Origin of the sequence: Streptomyces callyspongiae (genome assembly GCF_047200695.1) — a bacterium.
Taxonomy (GTDB): domain Bacteria; phylum Actinomycetota; class Actinomycetes; order Streptomycetales; family Streptomycetaceae; genus Streptomyces.
Genome location: NZ_JBJZOM010000003.1, coordinates 202,508 through 219,293, shown reverse-complemented (window position 1 = coordinate 219,293; position 16,786 = coordinate 202,508). Strand labels below are relative to the sequence as shown.

Genomic DNA, 16,786 nt, shown 5'->3' with positions numbered 1-16,786 from the left:
GAATCAGTCACGCCGGGCAGGCGACGATTCCGTGAAACAGGACCGGAATGGGGTCTGTTGCCCGCTTGGTCACCGGTTCTGACCGGAAGTCGCCGCAGGGTTGGCGGCGGACAGGGCTTAGGGTCGGCTGGAGGCGGGCCGTTTCGACGGCCGCCGCCAGGGCAGCCGAAACCAAGGATCTCCTGCGGGTGGGACGGCCGAGGCGTGCACCCCGGGCGAACGAAAGGGAAGCGGACACGTGTCGTTGAAGGTGTTGGAGGAGGAGCGGGGGGAGTGGGCCGTCCTGCGCGTCTCCGGCGAGATGGACCTGGTCACCTCACCCGCCGTACGGCAACACGTCCATGACGCGGTGGCGGAGGGGCGCCACAGTCTCGTGCTCGACCTGTCCGAGGTGCTGTTCTGCGATTCGAGCGGAGTGGGTGTCCTCATCGCTTCCCGGCGGCTGATGCGGTCCTGTGCCGGGCGTCTCCGCCTGATCCTCCCCGCCCAGGGGGCGGAGGACGGTTCGCACGTGAACCGTGTGCTGTCCGCGCTGGGGGTGCGCCGCCTCTTCGACTGCTATCCGGACCTGGCCGCGGCCACCGGCCGCTCGGGGGCCGACCGGCCCCTCTCTGCCTGATTTCTGCGCCTGCTCCCGCCGCCTGCTCTGCTCGCCCGGACCCGTCCGTGCCCGCCCGGCTTCCCTGCTCCGACCTGCCGCGGACCCTCGTCCCTTCACCGTTGCGTGAGCCGATCCGCTTCCCTCTGTCCGATCTTGCCCGGAAATGCCCGATATTCGGTGCGGTGTTCGTGGTGCAGTCCGGTACGCTCCCTGTGTGCAAGAAGTTCCGAAGTGCTCCCGGTGAGCAGTGAGTGGACGGTCTCGCGAGGAATGCCGCGGCATGGCTGCGACTGCGTGACCCGCGGGCCGCGTACTCCTTTGCGTCGGAATAGGCCCGAAGTGCTTGTGGGCGGCCCGTCGCGGCGAGCAAGCTGTGCGGTGTTGTCGTCACGCGGTGTGGTCGACTTCTTGCGTATCGTGATGTCCCCGCCGGTTCGGGTGGTGTGAGCGTGCAGTCGTGGCAGGTTCGGTTGGAGATCGGGGCCGATCCGACGGAGGTCGGCCGTGCCCGCAGGTGGGCACGTGCTCGGCTGCACGCCTGCGGCGTTGCCGAGGCCGACGAGCAGCTCGCCGAGACCGTGGTCCTGCTGGTGTCCGAACTGGTGACGAACGCCGTGGTCCACACCGGTCGTCCGGCCGTGCTGCGGCTGTGCCTGAACGGTTCTGCATCCCAGGGTGCCGCGGGAGCGGGCGCGGCGCTCCGGCTGGAGGTCCTCGACGCCGTCCGCGCCGCTCCCCGGCCCCGCCGCGCAGAGGGTGAGGACACCGGCGGCCGCGGCCTGGAACTCGTCTCCGGGCTCGCCGACCGCTGGGGCTGGCACCCGGCGGACGGCGGCAAGCGCATCTGGTGCGAATTCGACCGCGTCCCCGCGGGCGCCGCCCCGGCCGCCGCCTCCCGGGGCCTGCCACCGACCGGCGCCCGGGAGGCCGCAACGCCTCGGCAGCGCACCCCCGGGACGCTCCGGCCCCTGTGCTGAATCGTTCCGCGGAAGGTCCGGGACTGTCCCCGCGGTCCGCTTCCGCGTGCCGTGCGGCGGCTCTCTCCCGGCCCCGGTGCGGAAGTCGATGAACTGGGCCTGGCCGCCGTCACGATGGGGCGGCACCACCGTCCGCGCCGCGCACCGGTGATCCGTTCCGGCCGCGGAAGGTGCTGCGGTAGGCGGCGGGGGAGACGCCCACGGCCTCCCGCATGTGCTGCCGCAGCGACGCACCGGTGCCGAGCCCGGCCCGGTCCGCCACCCGGTCGACCGGCAGGTCGGTCTCCTCCAGCAACTGCCGGGCCCGCTCGACACGGCGCGCGGCGAGCCATCGTCCCGGGGTCGTACCGGTCTCCTCGCGGAACCGGCGGCTGAAAGTCCGTACGCCCATCGAGGCACGCTCCGCCAACTCCTGCAGTGAGAGCGGCTGTTCCAGCCGCTCCAGGGCCCATGCCCGCACGGCGCCAGTGGACGACGGCCGCCGCTCCGGCGCGGCGACCGGACGGGGCACGAACTGCGCCTGGCCGCCCTCGCGGTGGGGCGGTACGACCGTCGTCCGGGCCACGTCCGCGGCGACGGCGGCACCGGCGTCGCCGCGGATCATGTGCAGGCACAGGTCGATGCCCGCGGCCTCGCCGGCCGAGGTGAGTACATCGCCGTCGTCGGTGTAGAGCACGTCCGGGTCGAGCGCGACGCGGGGATGCAGCTCGCGGAACCGCTCCGCCGACTTCCAGTGCGTCGTCGCGGGCCTGCCGTCCAGCCGGCCGGCGGCCGCCAGCACGAAGGCACCGGTGCACACCGAGGCCACCCGCGCCCCCGGCCCCACGCGCGCCAGAGCCCGCGCGAGGTCCGGGGGCAGCCGGGCGGAGAGGCCGTCCTCCTCGTGGGAGGCGGGCACCAGCACCGTGTCCGCCTCGGCCAGGGCCCGGGGGCCGTGCCGGACCAGGACCGGGAAGTCGGCATCGGTGCGCACCTCGCCGGGAGAGACGGCGCAGGTCACCACCTCGTACAGGGCGCGACCGTCGTGCGGGTCCCGTGCGGCGCCGAACAGCTGGTGGATCAGGCCCAGTTCCAGCGGCAGCACGCCGTGGCGGACCAGCACGGCCACCCGGTGCCTGCCGTCGTCCGAGAAGGTTCCGGCGGAGTGCATCGCCGCGGTCACCTCCTCCTGGCCGTATTCTTTCACATGGTGGCCATCCGGCCACTCGTCCCGGGGCGGCCGGTGGCGCAGGGTCGAGGCATGAAGGTTCTGTGGATCTACGCCCATCCCGAGCAGCGCTCCCTCAACGGCACCCTGCGCGAGGCCGGACGGAACGCGTTGGCCGCGGACGGCCACGGCCTGCGGGAGTCGGACCTGTACGCGATGGGCTTCAAGCCGGTCGTGGACGCCGCCGACTTCCAGCGGCCGGACGACGGCCGTCTCGTCGTCGGCGCCGCACAGGAACGCGCCTACGCGGCGGGGGAACTGGCCGACGACATCCGCCTCGAGCAGGAGAAGATCGCCTGGGCGGACACCCTGGTGCTCCAGTTCCCGCTGTGGTGGTTCGGGCCGCCCGCCATCCTCAAGGGCTGGTTCGACCGGGTCCTGGTGCAGGGCTTCGCGTTCGGCGTCCGTGACGAGAGGGGGCGGACCCGGCGCTACGGGGACGGCGGACTGGCCGGTCGCCGCGCGCTGGTGGTCACCACCGTCGGGGCGCGGCCGGCCGGCTTCGGCCCGCGCGGCATCCACGGTGCGGTCGAGGAGGTGCTGTGGCCGGTGCTGCACGGCACGTTCTGGTACACCGGCATGGCCGCGCTGCAACCCCACGTCGTGCACGGTGCGGACCGGGCCACCCAGGCCGAGGCGGCGGCGCAGGCGGACCGGCTCGCCCGGCGGCTGAAGGGCCTGCCGCAGGAGGCGCCTCTCGCGTACCGGCCGGAGGCGGGCCCGGACTACGACGAGGACCTGGTGCTGCACGCCGACCGCGCCCCGGGGCGTACCGGCCTCGGAGCGCATGTCGGGTGAGGGGGCGGGTCAGAGGTTCCGCTCGGCGTACGCCTCCATCGCCTCGCAGACGTAGGCGGCCGTGCCCTCGCCGTGCACGTCGTAGTGGGCGGCGAACCGGGGATCGCCGACGTACATCCGGCCGAGTCCCGCGAACTGCTCCGCGTCCGGGCTCCTGCCCTGCCAGCCCGCCGTCACCCAGGCGTAGTGGCGCCCGGTGATCGCCTGTGCCTCCTCCCCGTCGGCGGGGAGGCCGTCCCGGTGGGCGCGGGCGAAGTCCTGTGCGACGGCGGCCTGCCGACGGCCGAAGTCGCGCTTCTCCTCGTCGGACAGACCGCGCCACCACCGGTCGCCCCGTGCGTAGGCCTCGCGTCCCCAGCGTTCGACCACCTCGTCCTCGTACTGCGTGTGGTCGAAGCCGTCCAGCACCTCGTCCGGCATGAGCGGATCGCCTCCTTCTGTCTTCCGCAAGGTCGTCCGAACGGACCGGACGAGGCGGTCGAGACGCTCCCGTTCCTGCTCCAGCAGGCGCAGGTGGGTGCGGAGCGCCGCCTCGGTGTCGCGCTGCCCCGCGAGCACGTCGGCGATGGACGCGAGACCCAGCCCGAGCTCCCGCAGCAGCAGGATGCGCTGGAGCCGTACGAGCGCGGCATCGTCGTAGTGGCGCAGGCCGCCCGGCCCGATGCGGCTGGGCGGCAGCAGGCCGATGTCGTCGTAGTGCCGCAAGGTCCGGCTGCTGACGCCGGCCGAGCGCGCCACGTCCTGGATGGGCCACTCCATGCCCTGCCGCCTCCCTCCCGCCCGTGCGGTCCGTCGGTGCTTCGACGCTACGGGTTGCCGCGACGTCAAGGGCAACCCGCGATCCCGCCGCTCGGGTGCGGGCCGGCCGCCGCGATGGCCGCGGGCGGCGGGCGTCCGGTGTGTCAATCGGCGAGTCGGTCTATCGCCCGGGCTATGCGCTCGGCGTCGCGGGCGAGCTCGCGGAGCATCCCGCTCAACGGGTTGGTGTAGCCGGTGAAGTACAGGCCGCGCGCACCCGGGTGCGAGTGCGGTCCGTGCACGAGGGGGCGGCCGTTGTCGCCGAGCACGCCGAGGTGGCCCACGAGGGGTTCCAGGCCCCGCTCGTAGCCGGTGGCGGCGACGACCACCTCGGGCGCCACCGCCGTGCCGTCCGTGAGCTCGACCTTGTCGCCGTCGAACGAGGAGACGGCGGCGACCGGTTCGACGCGGCGCTGCCGTACCGCCTTGATCAGTCCGACGTCCTGCACCGGGATGGCCCCCTGGCGGGCGCGGGTGTACAGGCCGGTCTCGGGGCGGGGCAGGCCGTACGGGGCGAGGTCGGGGACGGCGGCCTTCGCCAGCTGTGCGGCCATGCGGTCGACGAGCCCCACGGGCAGTCGTCGGCACAGTACGCCGTTCGCCTGCGCCGGCCACCCCAGTGTGGAGCGGCGCACGATGTGCGGGGGAGTGCGGACGGCCAGGCGGACGCGCTCCGCACCGCCCTCCGCGAGGTCGACGGCGATTTCGGCGCCGGTGTTGCCGCTGCCGACGACGAGCACGTCCTTGTCCCGGAACGGCTCCGCGTTGCGGTAGCGGGACGCGTGCAGCAGCTCCCCGGTGAAGGTCTCCCGCCCCGGCCACGCGGGGAGCCGCGGTGTGTGGTTGAAGCCGGTGGCCACGACCACGGCCGGTGCGGCGAGCCGGCGGCCGCCCTTGGCGTGCAGGGTCCAGCCCGTGCCGTCCGGGCCTCGTTCGAGGCGGGTCACCTCGACGCCCTGGGCGAGTTCAAGCCGGTGGTGGTCGGCGTAGGCCTCCAGGTAGCGGACCAGGTCGGCACGTGCGACCCAGCGTCCGTAGGAGCGCGGGATCGGCAACCCGGGCAGTGCTGACCAGCGGCGGGTGGTGTGCAGGCGGAGCCGGTCGTAGTGCGTGTGCCAGGAGGCCCCCACCGAGGAGGACTTCTCCAGGACCACGGCGCGGAGGCCGCGCCGCTGAAGGGCGGCCGCCACCGCGAGGCCGCCGGGGCCGCCGCCCACGACGTGGACCGGGGCGTCTTGTCCGGGCATGTGCATGCCTTGAGCGTAGTGTGCAGCCCTTCTGTGGAGGCTGTGAAGCCCGCTGGCGGTGGGGCGAGAGGAAAGGTGCAGGTCGCAGGTGTGTGCGGGGGTGGTGAACGGGAAGTGTGGTGTGCCGGTGGCGGGGTCGCGGAGTGGAGTGGCACACCCCTGCGAGGGGTAACGATTCGACAACAACGGGTAGTGTCGCGGTCTCGATGGTGGACATGTCCTGTTGGTCACGGATGTGCACGGCTAGAACGGAGCGGTCATCGCACGCCCGACCGAAAGGGCCGCTCCGTTGCAGCACGCCGAGAGAAAACACGCCACGTCCCGACCGGCCCTCCTCCTGGCGGCAGCGCTGCTGCTCGTCGGTGCCGCCGGTCCCGCCGTCGCCGGTGAGACGCCGGCACCCGCCGCGCAGGGCCACGTCCGAGGTGCGGACGCCCCCGGCGCGATCGACGGCGAGTACATCGTCGTCCTGAACGAATCGGCCGGTCCGGCCTCCGGGTCCGCCCGTCGCGCCTCGGCGCCCGCCCTGCGGCACCTTGCCGACGGCCTCCTGGAGGACGTCGGGGCGCCGGACGCAAGGGTGCACCGCACCTACGGCACGGTGCTCGAGGGGTTCGCGGTGACGGCGGACGCGGCCGCGGCCCGGCGGCTCGCGGCACTGCCGTCCGTCGCCTACGTCCAGCAGAACGGTGTCGAGTACGGCGACGGCACCCAGATCGACCCCACCTGGGGCCTGGACCGGATAGACCAGCGCTCCCTGCCGCTGGACGACGCGTACGGCCACGACGGCGGCGGTGCGGGCGTGCACGCCTACGTGGTGGATTCGGGCGTCGCGGTGGGGTACCCGGCCTTCACCGGCCGCGCCTCCGACGGGTGGGACTTCGTCGAGGACGACGGCGTCGCCCAGGACTGCCACGGCCACGGCACTCACGTGGCCGGAACCGTGGGCAGCGCGGAGTACGGAGTGGCGAAGGACGTGGAGATCGTCGCGGTGCGGGTGCTCGACTGCGAGAACAGCGGTACGACCGCGGACGTGCTCGCCGGGTACGACTGGGTGGCCGCCAACGCCCAGCTGCCCGCCGTCGCGAACGTGAGCATCGGCGGCAGCGCGAGCGACGTCAAGGACGCCGGCGTCCGGGGCATGGTGGAGGCCGGTGTGACCGTGACTGTCTCGGCGGGGAACAACGACGTCAGTGCCTGCCTGCAGTCCCCGGCCCGTGAATCCTCGGTTCTCACGGTGGCCGCGACGACCAGCAGCGACGCACGCTGGGCTTCCTCCAACCACGGCAGCTGCGTGGATCTCTTCGCGCCCGGCCACCTCATCGAGTCCGTCGACCTCGACGACCCGTTCGGCAGCGCCGTCTGGAGCGGGACGTCGATGGCGGCGCCGCACGTGACGGGCGCCGCCGCGCTGTACCTGGAGGGCCACCCGGGGGCGACGCCCGGCCAGGTGACCGACGCGCTGATCGCCGGCACGACGAAGGGCGCCGTGACCGGTGCCGGCACCGGTTCGCCGAACCGGCTGCTGTACACCCGGTACTGATCCCGGTACGGCAGGCGCCGGAGGGGCGGGTGAGCCCGGACGGTGCGACGGTGACAGGAGCCGTCGCACCGTCGCGTCCCTCACCCCGGCGGCCGGGCTGCCGGGTGAGGGACGCGGTCACTTCGCGGGCTTGCGGCCCGTCACTCCCAGGTGGACGAGCTGCACCAGGGCCGGACGGATCTGTGTCTGCTTCACGCCGAGGCTCTGGAACGCCTTCTGGTGCCCCGCCACCGAGGCGAGCAGGGTGACCAGCGAGCCGGCCATGGCGGCCGGTGCGACCTCGGGGTCGACGCGGCCGCGTTCCTGGAGCTCCTCGACCGTGTCGGCGAGATGGCCCGTCACGGAGTTCAGGATCCGTGTGCGCAGCCTGGAGAAACGTTTATCCCCTTCGGCGGCGCCGAGGTCGACCACGCGCATGATCGCGTCGTGACGCCGCCAGAACCCCAGGAATCCGTCGACGAGCTCCTCCGCCGTCCGGCGCCCCGCCTTGCCGCTCCAGGAGCGGTCCTCGACGAGTGCGCCGAGCGACGCCGACTCCTTGACCATGGAGTCCGCGAGCTCCAGGACGGCTCCTTCGACGTCCGGGAAGTACTGGTAGAAGGTCGCGGGCGAGGTGCCCGCCCGCCGTGCGACGTCGATGACCCTGACGTCGCGGTACGGCGACGATGAGAGCATCTCGCCGAGACAGTCGAGTAGTTTCTGCCGTGTCGCCTGGCCTCTCCGGCCGGCGACCCTGCCGTCGACGGTGCGTACCTGTCCTGTCATGCCGTCAGCTTACCGACGGGCCGGCGACGCGCGATTCGGCAGCGTGCAAACGGGTCCCGCGGGCCCGACCATGCCCGGAACGGCCCTGACGGGCCCTTGTCGCCCTGCGGCCGCCTGCGCCGCGGTCTAGCGTTGATCCCGAGTTGCGCCGGTGTGCCGGGACACCGGCCAGGGCCTGACGGGAGGTCGAGGACCATGGCCGGATTCGCCGAGGGCGAGCCGTGCTGGGCGGTCGCCATGCTGCCCGACGTCGCAGCGGGGAAGCGCTTCTACGGACAGCTCCTGGGCTGGTCCTTCGGCGACCCCGACCCCGAGCGGCACGCCTACACCACCGCGACGCTCGACGGGAAGGCCGTCGCCGGGCTTCTCGGCAAGCCGGACGGCAGGATGCCCACCGACTGGAACGTGCACCTGAACACTCCCGACGCGGCAGCCGCCGCCTCACGCGCCCGTGACGCCGGAGGCCAGGTCGTCGTGGAGCCGTTCCCCCTGGGGTCGGCCGGGACCACCTCGGTCGTCGCCGACCCCGGCGGCGCGGTCTTCCAGCTCTGGGAGCCCGGCAGCATGCAGGGTCACGAGACCTCCGGGGTGCCCGGCGCGTACGCCTGGGCCGAGGTGCACACCCGTGCGGGTGACAAGGAGGCCGTCGACGGCTTCTACTCCGAGGTCTTCGGCTTCGCCACGGAGGACCTCAGCGAGGAACTGGGGCACGACTACCTGCTCTGGACGCCGCGCGGCGGCGGGTCCGGCGCGCGGCACGCCGTCGGCGGGCGTGCCCTGATCGCCGCGGACGTCCCCGAGCAGCTCCCGGCCCACTTCCTGCTGTACTTCGCTGTTGCCGACTGTGACGAAGCGGTCCGGCTCACCGGCCGGCTCGGGGGACGCACGGTGCTCGAACCGACCGACACCCGGTTCGGTCGCCATGCCGTCCTGGTGGACGACCAGGGCGCCTATTTCGCCGTGATCGCCCTCGAAGGAGTGAAATGACCAGGTGGTGACCGGGGAGTAAGGGCGCGGTCGGGACGCCCCGGGTTCGCAACCGCGGGCCCGGGCAGGAACAATCGGCCGGACGGACTCTGACGTCCTGCAGGGCGGTGAGATGCTGCACGGGGCGGATACGGAAAGTGAACGCCCCAACGGGGAGGTGGCAGACAAGTGGTGGACCAGCTGACGCAGCACGATCCGCGACGGATCGGGCCGTTCGAGGTGCTCGGCCGTCTCGGCTCAGGCGGGATGGGGCTGGTCTATCTGGCACGATCCGCATCCGGCCGGCGGGTCGCGATCAAGACGGTGCGCACCGAACTCGCGGAGGACCAGCTTTTCCGGGTCCGGTTCACGCGCGAGGTCGAGGCGGCGCGTGCGGTCAGCGGCTTCTACACCGCGGCCGTGGTGGACGCCGATCCGCGGGCGACGGTGCCGTGGCTGGCGACAGCCTTCGTGCCCGCGCCGTCCCTCGAGGAGATCGTGAACGAGTGCGGTCCGCTGCCGGTCCAGGCGGTCCGGTGGCTGGCGGCCGGCATCGCCGAAGCCCTCCAGTCCATCCACGGGGCGGGCCTGGTCCACCGTGACCTCAAGCCGTCGAACGTGCTGGTCGTGGAGGACGGCCCACGCGTCATCGACTTCGGGATCGCCTCCGGCGTGTCGAACACCCGGCTCACCATGACCAACGTCGCCGTCGGCACCCCGGCCTACATGTCGCCCGAGCAGGCGAAGGACTCCCGCAGCGTCACGGGCGCCAGCGACATCTTCTCGCTCGCCTCCACCCTGGTGTTCGCCGCCACCGGACACGCCCCCTTCCACGGTGCCAACCCGGTCGAGACCGTGTTCATGCTGCTGCGCGAGGGGCCGGACCTGGAAGGCCTCCCGGAGGAGCTGCGTGGGCTGATCGAGTCGTGCATGCGCATGGCCGCCGAGGAACGGCCGTCGCCCGCCGACCTGCAGGCGCAGCTCGCCCCGCACCTGTTCTCCGCGGGCGGCGACGACAGCGGCACGGCCTCCGCCTGGCTTCCCGGAGGCGCGGTGGCGCTCATCGAGCGCAAGCGCGGAGTGCGCGGGCGCGTCCGCACCCCGGCGCCCGGTGCCGCGGGCCACGCGCCCTACGCGCCGCCGGCCCCCGAGGCCGCCCCCGGCCCCGCCGCCTTTCCGCCGCCGTCCGCCCGACCGGCGGGCAACGGCGCCCGGCCCCAGCCGTTCGGCGGGCCGGCCGGTACCGGTGGCGTTCCGGCCGGTCCCGGCGGACCGTCGGCGGCGGGCCCCGGGCACGCGTACGCCGCGGCGGCCTCGGTCTCGGCGCCGCCCTCGCCCGCACCCGTGACCGGAGCCGACGGCCCGCCCGTGGAACTTCCCGGCACCCAGGTGCCCATCGGGCCGGGGCCGCGCCGCGTCGAGGAGCCCGCCGCCGCACAGGCGGACCCGGGGGCGGGCGGCACCGGGTGGGTGCGGCCGCCGAGCGCCGCCCCGTCGTCCGCGACCGCCGCGCCGGGACCGGCGCCCGCGCCTCCCGCCCCGCCGCACGCCCCGCCGGTACCGGCCGCGCCGCCTGCCGAGGCGACCTCCGCGCCGCAGAGCTGGCGGCCCTGGCGGTTCCGCATGTCCAACGACCTGTGGGGCACCCCGGTCGTCGCCGACGACCTGCTGTACGTCACCTCCTTCGAGGTCCACGCCCTCGACGTCGCCAGCGGCCGCCGCCGGTTCAAGACCCGCGAGGTCGCGTGGTCCATGGCGGTCCAGGCGGGCCGGGTCCTCGCCTCGGACGGCCCCAGCCTCTACGCCCTCGACGCACGGGACGGGTCCGAGCACTGGCGGCTCGCCACCGACGGGTGGGTGTACGCGCTCCACGCCGACCGGGGCACGATCGTCACCGGCACCCGGGGCGGGGGTGTCCAGTCGTGGGACGCCGCCACAGGTGAGCGGCTCTGGGAGCTCACCGGTGCCCAGACCGATTTCGAGACCGCCGAGGCCGGCCCCTCGATCCACGACGGCACCGTCTTCACCTGGGGCGACGGACGGCTCTACGCCCTGGACGCACGCGTCGGCACGGAGCGCTGGTCCTACCCCGTCGGGGACACCTCCGTCACGGGAGGCGTCCCCGTGCGGCTCACCTCCGCCCCGGACGGCACGGTGTACGTGTGCGCCGGCTCCCGGGTCTTCGCGCTGGACGCGGCCACCGGCCAGGAGCGGTGGCGCTTCGACGCCCCGGCCGCCTTCCTGTGCGCGCCGGCGTTCGTGCCCGGACCGGCGGTGACCGGCGGCGGGCTCTACCTCGCCGACTATCTCGGCACGGTGTACGCCCTCGATGCCGTGAACGGCCACGACCGCTGGCGCATCGCCACCGAGGCACGGCACTCCACGGAGCCCGTGGTCGTCGCCGACGGCCTCGTCCACCTGGGCAGCGGAAGTGCGCTCTACACCCTGGACGCCGTCAGCGGCACGCCGCGCTGGCGGTTCGCCGCCGGGGGCGACGTGGTGGGCGCGCCGGTCGTGGCCGCCGGCCGGGTGCATTTCGGTTCCGCCGACAGCTGCATCTACACGCTCGACGCGGTGGGCGGGCAGCTCCGCTGGAAGCTCGCGACGCAGGGCGAGATCACAGGGTCGCCGGTCGTCGTCGGCGGCGTGGTGTACGCGTGCAGCAAGGACCGCTGCGTCTACGCCCTCGACGCCGCGAAGGGCACCGGCCAGTCCCGCGGCCCCGCCTGACGGGCCTGCCCGGGCAGGCCCGTCAGGCGGGGCGCCCGTCAGGCCGCGTCACGGTGGCCGCCGCTCCGCGGATCGTGGGAGCCGCGGAGCTGGAGCCGGTGCAGCAGCCGCTGCGGCAACGGTTCCCGCTCCTGCTTCTCCGCCGCATCGGGGGCTGCGGTGTGCGGTTCCTCTCCGCGCAGTGCGTCCGGCCCCTTCTCCGCACGCGGCTTCCCGCCGCGGGCCGGGCCGCCGCCGGTTCCGGCTGCCGCGCCGGTCGGCGGTCGGGTGCCCGGTGCCGACGCCCCGTCGGGCGGTGTCCCGGTGGGCGGTGGTTCGTCGGGTGTTCCGGCCTCACCGGCCGCTGCTGCCGTGCCCGCCTCCGCCGGAGGTTCGCTCTCCGCAGGTCGCTCCGTCGTCTTCCCGCCCTCGGCAGCAGCCGTTCCCTCCTCGGCTGCTGCTTCTCCGGCCGCCGCGGTCTCTCCGGCGTTCTTCCCGGACGTCTCCTCGGCGGGCCCGGTGCCGCCGGCCGGGGCGGGGGAGGACGGGGACGGCGCCGCGCCCGTCGCGCCCACCGTGGGCAGCGGGCGGGTCGTCGCCCCTGCGTCGCTTCCGCCGGTCCGCTCCGGGGCCGCCGTGCCGGCGGCAGCGGTCCCCGTCGCTCCGGCGGGTTCGGAAGCAGCCTTCCGGGGCTCTCGCACCGGGAGCGGCGGCGGCGCCTCGGTACGGGGCCCGGCGGCGGCTCCCGCCCTCGCTCCCGCGCCGGCCGGCACCGGGCCGGCGGGCCGCCGCAGCCGGTAGTCCCGTGCCCCGCGGTGCCTGCCGCGCCTCCGGCCGGACATCACGACCGCACCGGCGAGGACCAGCGCCGCCGCGCCGAAGGCGATCCCCACGCCCCAGTCCAGCCCGGCGTCCCCGGCGAACGTGAGACTGCCCTGAACGAGGCCCTGCCGGACCATCCACAGCACGGTGAAGCCGACCATCACCAGGGCCGCCGACCCCACTACCGCCCGGGACCGCAGCAGCACCCCGAGCACCGCGACGACGGCGGCGGCGAGCATGGGGAGGAACAGTCCGGCGAACAGCGCGGGCTGTGCGGCGGTGATGCCGTCGGCGGAGAAGAGTGCGGAGAGCGCGTAGTCCTTGCCGTCCCGCCCGCCGTACCAGGGGAGAAAGGTGCTCCACACGGCTGCTGCCGCACCGACGAGGGCGATCAGTGCGCCGGTCGCATTCCGGATCATCGCGCCGCCTCATTTCCGCGCGAGAGAACGCGGCACGCGCGGGCACGCGTGCTCACGCGTGGTCCGCCATCGACGCTACGCCGGGCCGTGCCGCCGCGCCACCGCAGGTGGGGCGGTACGGGGAGGCGTGGACGGCAGCACCTCCCCGTACCGGCACCGGGCAGCGCCCGGGGCCCGAGTCAGGCGGTGGGGAAGCCGAGGTCGATGCCGCCGTGCGACCCCTCGTGCCAGCGGGAGGTGACCACCTTCCCCCGGGTGTAGAAGTGCACGCCCTCCGTGCCGTGCACGTGGCTGTCGCCGAACAGGGAGTCCTTCCAGCCTCCGAAGGAGTAGTAGGCCATGGGGACCGGGATCGGCACGTTGATACCGACCATCCCGACCTCCACCTCGTTCTGGAAGCGGCGCGCGGCGCGGCCGTCGCCGGTGAAGACGGCCGTGCCGTTGCCGTAGGGGTTGGCGTTGACCAGGTCCACGGCATCCTCGAAGGAGTCGACGCGGAGCACGGACAGCACGGGGCCGAAGATCTCCTCGGTGTAGATGTCCATCCCGGGCGTCACCCGGTCGAACAGTGTCGGCCCGAGCCAGAAGCCGTCCGGTTCGCTCTCCACGGTCAGCCGCCGGCCGTCGCAGACCAGCTCCGCACCCGCCGCGACGCCCGCCTCGATGTGTCCGGCGACCTTGTCCCGGTGCTCCCGGGTGATGAGCGGCCCCATCTGCGAGTCGGGTGTCGTGCCGGGGCCCACGTTCAACCCGGCGATGCGGTCGCGGACCCGGGCCACCAGGTCGTCGGCGATCGGCTCGGCCGCCACCACCGCGGAGATCGCCATGCAGCGTTCCCCCGCGGACCCGAACCCGGCGTTCACCGCGGCATCGGCCGCGGCGTCGAGGTCCGCGTCGGGCAGCACCACCATGTGGTTCTTCGCCCCGCCGAGAGCCTGCACCCGCTTGCCGTGCTCCGACGCCGTGCGGTGCACGTACCGGGCGATGGGCGTGGACCCCACGAAGCTGACCGCCGCCACGTCCGGGTGCGTGAGGAGGCCGTCCACCGCCGCCTTGTCGCCGTGGAGCACGTTGAAGACGCCGTCCGGCAGTCCGGCCTGCTCCCAGAGCTCCGCCAGCACCGTCGCCGAGGACGGGTCCTTCTCGCTGGGCTTGAGCACGAAGGTATTGCCGCACGCGATGGCCAGCGGGAACATCCACATCGGCACCATCGCGGGGAAGTTGAACGGCGTGATCCCGGCGACCACGCCCAGCGGCTGCCGCAGGGAGTAGGAGTCGACCGAGGCGGAGACGTTCTCCGAGTAGGAGCCCTTGAGCAGGTGCGGGATGCCGCAGGCGAACTCCACGACCTCGAGTCCGCGCTGCACCTCGCCCGCCGCGTCCGAGGCGACCTTCCCGTGCTCGGCCGTGATGAGGGCGGCGAGCTCCTTGCGGTGCGAGTCGACCAGGTCGCGGAAGGCGAACATCACCGAGGCGCGCTTCGACAGTGGCGCGTTGCGCCACTCCCGGAAGGCGTCCTTCGCTGCGGCCACGGCCGCGTCGACCTCCGCGGCGCCCGCGAAGTCGACGTGCGCGGTCAGCTTTCCGGTCGCGGGGTCGTGGACCTCGCCCTGCCGCTCCGCCGGGCCGCCCTGCCAGGGCCTCCCGCCGATCCAGTGCGTGACCGTCCTGCTCATACGACTGCCTCCGGTTCGGCTCGAGGAACGGGTGCGGCTCACCCGCGGGGGTGTTCCGCGGACGACTCCACCCTCCACGGCCCGGCCCGCGGCGGACAATGCGCAGACTGTCGACACCCGGGCGCATTCTGCGACAGTCTGTAAAGCACCGGGGGGCGGCGCGCCGGACGTCCGGCCGACCGCAGGGGGACGGCCCGGGCGAGAGGAGGGCCGGCCGGAATGCCGACGACCGTCGCGGACATACTCGCGCTGCCCGAGATGGCGGAGGGCGACCCCCGTGTGCTGGCGGGGCACGACCACCTCGACCGCCCGGTCCGCTGGGTGCACGTCAGCGAGATCACCGAGATCGCCGGCCTGCTCCAGGGCGGCGAGCTGCTGCTCACCACCGGCGTTGCGCTGCCCGAGGCCACCGAGCGGCTCGGCGGCTACGTCGAGGAGCTCGCCGCCGCGGGCGTCAGCGGGCTGGTGCTCGAACTGGGCCGCCGCTTCCTCGAGGCGCCTCGGTCGCTGGTGCGTGCCGCGGAGCGGGCCCGCATGCCCCTGGTGGTCCTGCGCCGCGAGGTGCGGTACGTGAAGGTGACGCAGGCGGCGCAGGAACTCATCGTCAACGAGCAGTTCGCCCGTCTCGCCCAGTCCGAGCGCATCCACCACCTGTTCACCACGCTCAGCGTGGAGGGCGCCGCCCCGCAGGACATCCTGCGCCACACGGCCGAACTCACGGGCCTCCCGGTGGTGCTGGAGAACCTTTCGCACCAGGTGCTGGCCCACCACAGCACCGGCAGCCGACGGTCCGTGCTGCTGCGGGACTGGGAGCGCAGGTCGCGCGGGGCACTGGCATCCGAACGGTCCGGACCGGCGGGCCCCGAGGGATGGCTGGTCGCGCCGGTGGGCGCCCGCGGCGAGGTGTGGGGGAGGCTCATCCTGGCCGGGGACGCGGGGGAGCCGGCAGGGCACCGGCTCCTCGTGCTCGAGCGGGCGGCGACCGCCCTCGCGATGAACCGGCTCGCGGAACGCGACCGGGAGAGCCTGGAACTCCACGCCCACCGCACACTCCTCGCGGATCTGCTCCACGGGGAACTGCCGTCCGCCGCGGACATCCACGCCCGGACCGCCGCGCTGGGCGTCCCCACCGCCCGCCGCAGCCTGCTCGCGGTCGTCGTACGGCTGCAGGCCGGCCCCGGTACCCCCGGAGGGGAGGCGACCTCCGTCCGCGCGCAGGACCAGGACCGGGAGGACGCGGAGGCGATCACCACCGCGGCCCGCAGGGCCGGTGTCACGGCGCTGGTGGCGCCGCTCGGTCCCGCCCGTGTCGGACTGCTCGTCGCGCTGGAGCGGACGGAGCGGCGGGAGGACGCGCTGGCCCGGCTCGCCGACGCCGTGCACGACCGGCTCGCCCGCTGCGCGCGCCCCCGGCCGGGCCGGATCGGCGTCAGCTCCGGCATGGCGGAAGTGACCGAGGTGCGCCGCGCGTTCGCCGAGGCCGCGCAGGTCGCCGACGCCGTCGCCGGCTCCCCCGACACCGGCGGATACTCCGAACTGCCGGACGTACGGGTGCGGGGGCTGCTGTACCTGCTGCGGGAGGACCCGCGGGTGCAGGGTTTCGTGGAGCGGGAGCTGGCGCCGCTGGTGACGTACGACGCGGCGCACGGGACGGATCTGCTCGGTGTGCTGCGCGCGTTCCTGGAGTGCGGCCGGAACAAGTCGGCCGCGGCGGAGTCCCTGCACCTGAGCCGTCCGACGTTCTACGCGCGGCTGGCCACGGTGGAGCGGGTGCTCGGTGTTCCGCTGGACGCCGCCGAGTCGGCGCTGTCGCTGCACGTCGCCGTGCTGGCGCTGGACGCCGTCCGCAGGGGGACGGGCTGAGCGCGCCGCGGACGGGCGGAGCCGGCAACGGTGGAGCCCCCTCCTCCTCCACCGGTGCCGACTCCGGCTCCCCGGCGGCGCCGGCTCAGTCGGCCGGTGCCGTCGTCTGGTGACGGCTCTCCTCCGGCCCGTCCCCGGCCGTCGGCGTGGGTTCCTCCTCGGCCGCGGCTTCCTCGGTGGTCGTGGCTTCCGGCGTGGTGCTGTCGGTGGACATCGCGTCCCTCCTCCGATGCAGGGCAGTGGTGGATGCCCGTCCGGCGACTCCCCCGAGGGCCGCCGGACGAACATCTGGGCTGCTCGCCCCTCCGGGACGAGCAGGTCCCTCCCCTTCGGGCCACCTGCCCCCCGACGCGGTGGCCCGATGACGACCACTCTCGCGGCAGGCGATAAACGAA

14 protein-coding genes are annotated in these 16,786 nt (G+C 74.1%); 7 read left to right on the top strand and 7 right to left on the bottom strand.

Annotation, left to right across the window (positions count from 1 at the left end; translation table 11 throughout):
• Window positions 1–238: 238 nt before the first annotated feature.
• Together ACL06G_RS04000 and ACL06G_RS03995 are read left to right on the top strand one after the other, a co-directional pair.
• On the top strand, window positions 239–619 hold the full coding sequence (locus tag ACL06G_RS04000) for an STAS domain-containing protein (protein ID WP_412786769.1): 381 nt from the start codon (window positions 239–241) through the stop codon (window positions 617–619).
• Between the two features lie 431 nt (window positions 620–1,050).
• On the top strand, window positions 1,051–1,578 hold the full coding sequence (locus ACL06G_RS03995) for an ATP-binding protein (protein WP_412786819.1): 528 nt from the start codon (window positions 1,051–1,053) through the stop codon (window positions 1,576–1,578).
• 109 nt (window positions 1,579–1,687) lie between these two features.
• Here the strand turns inward: ACL06G_RS03995 and ACL06G_RS03990 are convergent, their stop codons facing one another.
• Window positions 1,688–2,728, bottom strand: coding sequence for a GlxA family transcriptional regulator (locus ACL06G_RS03990; RefSeq protein WP_412786768.1), 1,041 nt, complete (start codon window positions 2,726–2,728; stop codon window positions 1,688–1,690).
• A 90-nt stretch (window positions 2,729–2,818) separates the two neighbouring features.
• Here ACL06G_RS03990 and ACL06G_RS03985 point away from each other — a divergent pair, with 90 nt between their 5' ends.
• Window positions 2,819–3,583, top strand: a complete 765-nt coding sequence (locus ACL06G_RS03985) for an NAD(P)H-dependent oxidoreductase (protein WP_412786767.1) — start codon at window positions 2,819–2,821, stop codon at window positions 3,581–3,583.
• 9 nt (window positions 3,584–3,592) lie between these two features.
• Here the strand turns inward: ACL06G_RS03985 and ACL06G_RS03980 are convergent, their stop codons facing one another.
• Window positions 3,593–4,342, bottom strand: coding sequence for a MerR family transcriptional regulator (locus ACL06G_RS03980; RefSeq protein ID WP_412835431.1), 750 nt, complete (start codon window positions 4,340–4,342; stop codon window positions 3,593–3,595).
• 143 nt (window positions 4,343–4,485) lie between these two features.
• Complete coding sequence (locus ACL06G_RS03975) at window positions 4,486–5,628, bottom strand: flavin-containing monooxygenase (protein WP_412786764.1); 1,143 nt, start codon at window positions 5,626–5,628, stop codon at window positions 4,486–4,488.
• 289 nt (window positions 5,629–5,917) lie between these two features.
• Between ACL06G_RS03975 and ACL06G_RS03970 the strand changes: the two genes are divergently transcribed.
• The gene (locus ACL06G_RS03970; protein ID WP_412786763.1) at window positions 5,918–7,171 is read left to right on the top strand and encodes a S8 family peptidase; all 1,254 of its coding nucleotides are present in this window, start codon (window positions 5,918–5,920) and stop codon (window positions 7,169–7,171) included.
• A gap of 117 nt (window positions 7,172–7,288) precedes the next feature.
• Here ACL06G_RS03970 and ACL06G_RS03965 read toward each other — a convergent pair whose 3' ends face one another.
• A complete protein-coding gene (locus tag ACL06G_RS03965; RefSeq protein WP_412786762.1) occupies window positions 7,289–7,936 on the bottom strand; it encodes a TetR family transcriptional regulator in 648 nt (215 codons plus the stop codon).
• A gap of 195 nt (window positions 7,937–8,131) precedes the next feature.
• Between ACL06G_RS03965 and ACL06G_RS03960 the strand changes: the two genes are divergently transcribed.
• Together ACL06G_RS03960 and afsK are read left to right on the top strand one after the other, a co-directional pair.
• Window positions 8,132–8,923 (top strand): VOC family protein, encoded by a 792-nt coding sequence (locus tag ACL06G_RS03960; RefSeq protein WP_412786761.1) that lies wholly within the window; start codon window positions 8,132–8,134, stop codon window positions 8,921–8,923.
• 168 nt (window positions 8,924–9,091) lie between these two features.
• Window positions 9,092–11,632: a protein serine/threonine kinase AfsK gene (gene afsK, locus ACL06G_RS03955; RefSeq protein WP_412835430.1), complete on the top strand. Its 2,541-nt coding sequence runs from the start codon at window positions 9,092–9,094 to the stop codon at window positions 11,630–11,632.
• A gap of 38 nt (window positions 11,633–11,670) precedes the next feature.
• Here afsK and ACL06G_RS03950 read toward each other — a convergent pair whose 3' ends face one another.
• Together ACL06G_RS03950 and ACL06G_RS03945 are read right to left on the bottom strand one after the other, a co-directional pair.
• The gene (locus ACL06G_RS03950; RefSeq protein WP_412835429.1) at window positions 11,671–12,852 is read right to left on the bottom strand and encodes a hypothetical protein; all 1,182 of its coding nucleotides are present in this window, start codon (window positions 12,850–12,852) and stop codon (window positions 11,671–11,673) included.
• Window positions 12,853–13,031: 179 nt separating this feature from the next.
• The gene (locus tag ACL06G_RS03945) at window positions 13,032–14,528 is read right to left on the bottom strand and encodes a CoA-acylating methylmalonate-semialdehyde dehydrogenase (protein ID WP_412786758.1); all 1,497 of its coding nucleotides are present in this window, start codon (window positions 14,526–14,528) and stop codon (window positions 13,032–13,034) included.
• 219 nt (window positions 14,529–14,747) lie between these two features.
• Here ACL06G_RS03945 and ACL06G_RS03940 point away from each other — a divergent pair, with 219 nt between their 5' ends.
• The gene (locus tag ACL06G_RS03940; RefSeq protein WP_412786757.1) at window positions 14,748–16,391 is read left to right on the top strand and encodes a PucR family transcriptional regulator; all 1,644 of its coding nucleotides are present in this window, start codon (window positions 14,748–14,750) and stop codon (window positions 16,389–16,391) included.
• Between the two features lie 85 nt (window positions 16,392–16,476).
• Here ACL06G_RS03940 and ACL06G_RS03935 read toward each other — a convergent pair whose 3' ends face one another.
• The gene (locus ACL06G_RS03935) at window positions 16,477–16,605 is read right to left on the bottom strand and encodes a hypothetical protein (RefSeq protein ID WP_412786756.1); all 129 of its coding nucleotides are present in this window, start codon (window positions 16,603–16,605) and stop codon (window positions 16,477–16,479) included.
• Between the last annotated feature and the right edge of the window lie 181 nt (window positions 16,606–16,786).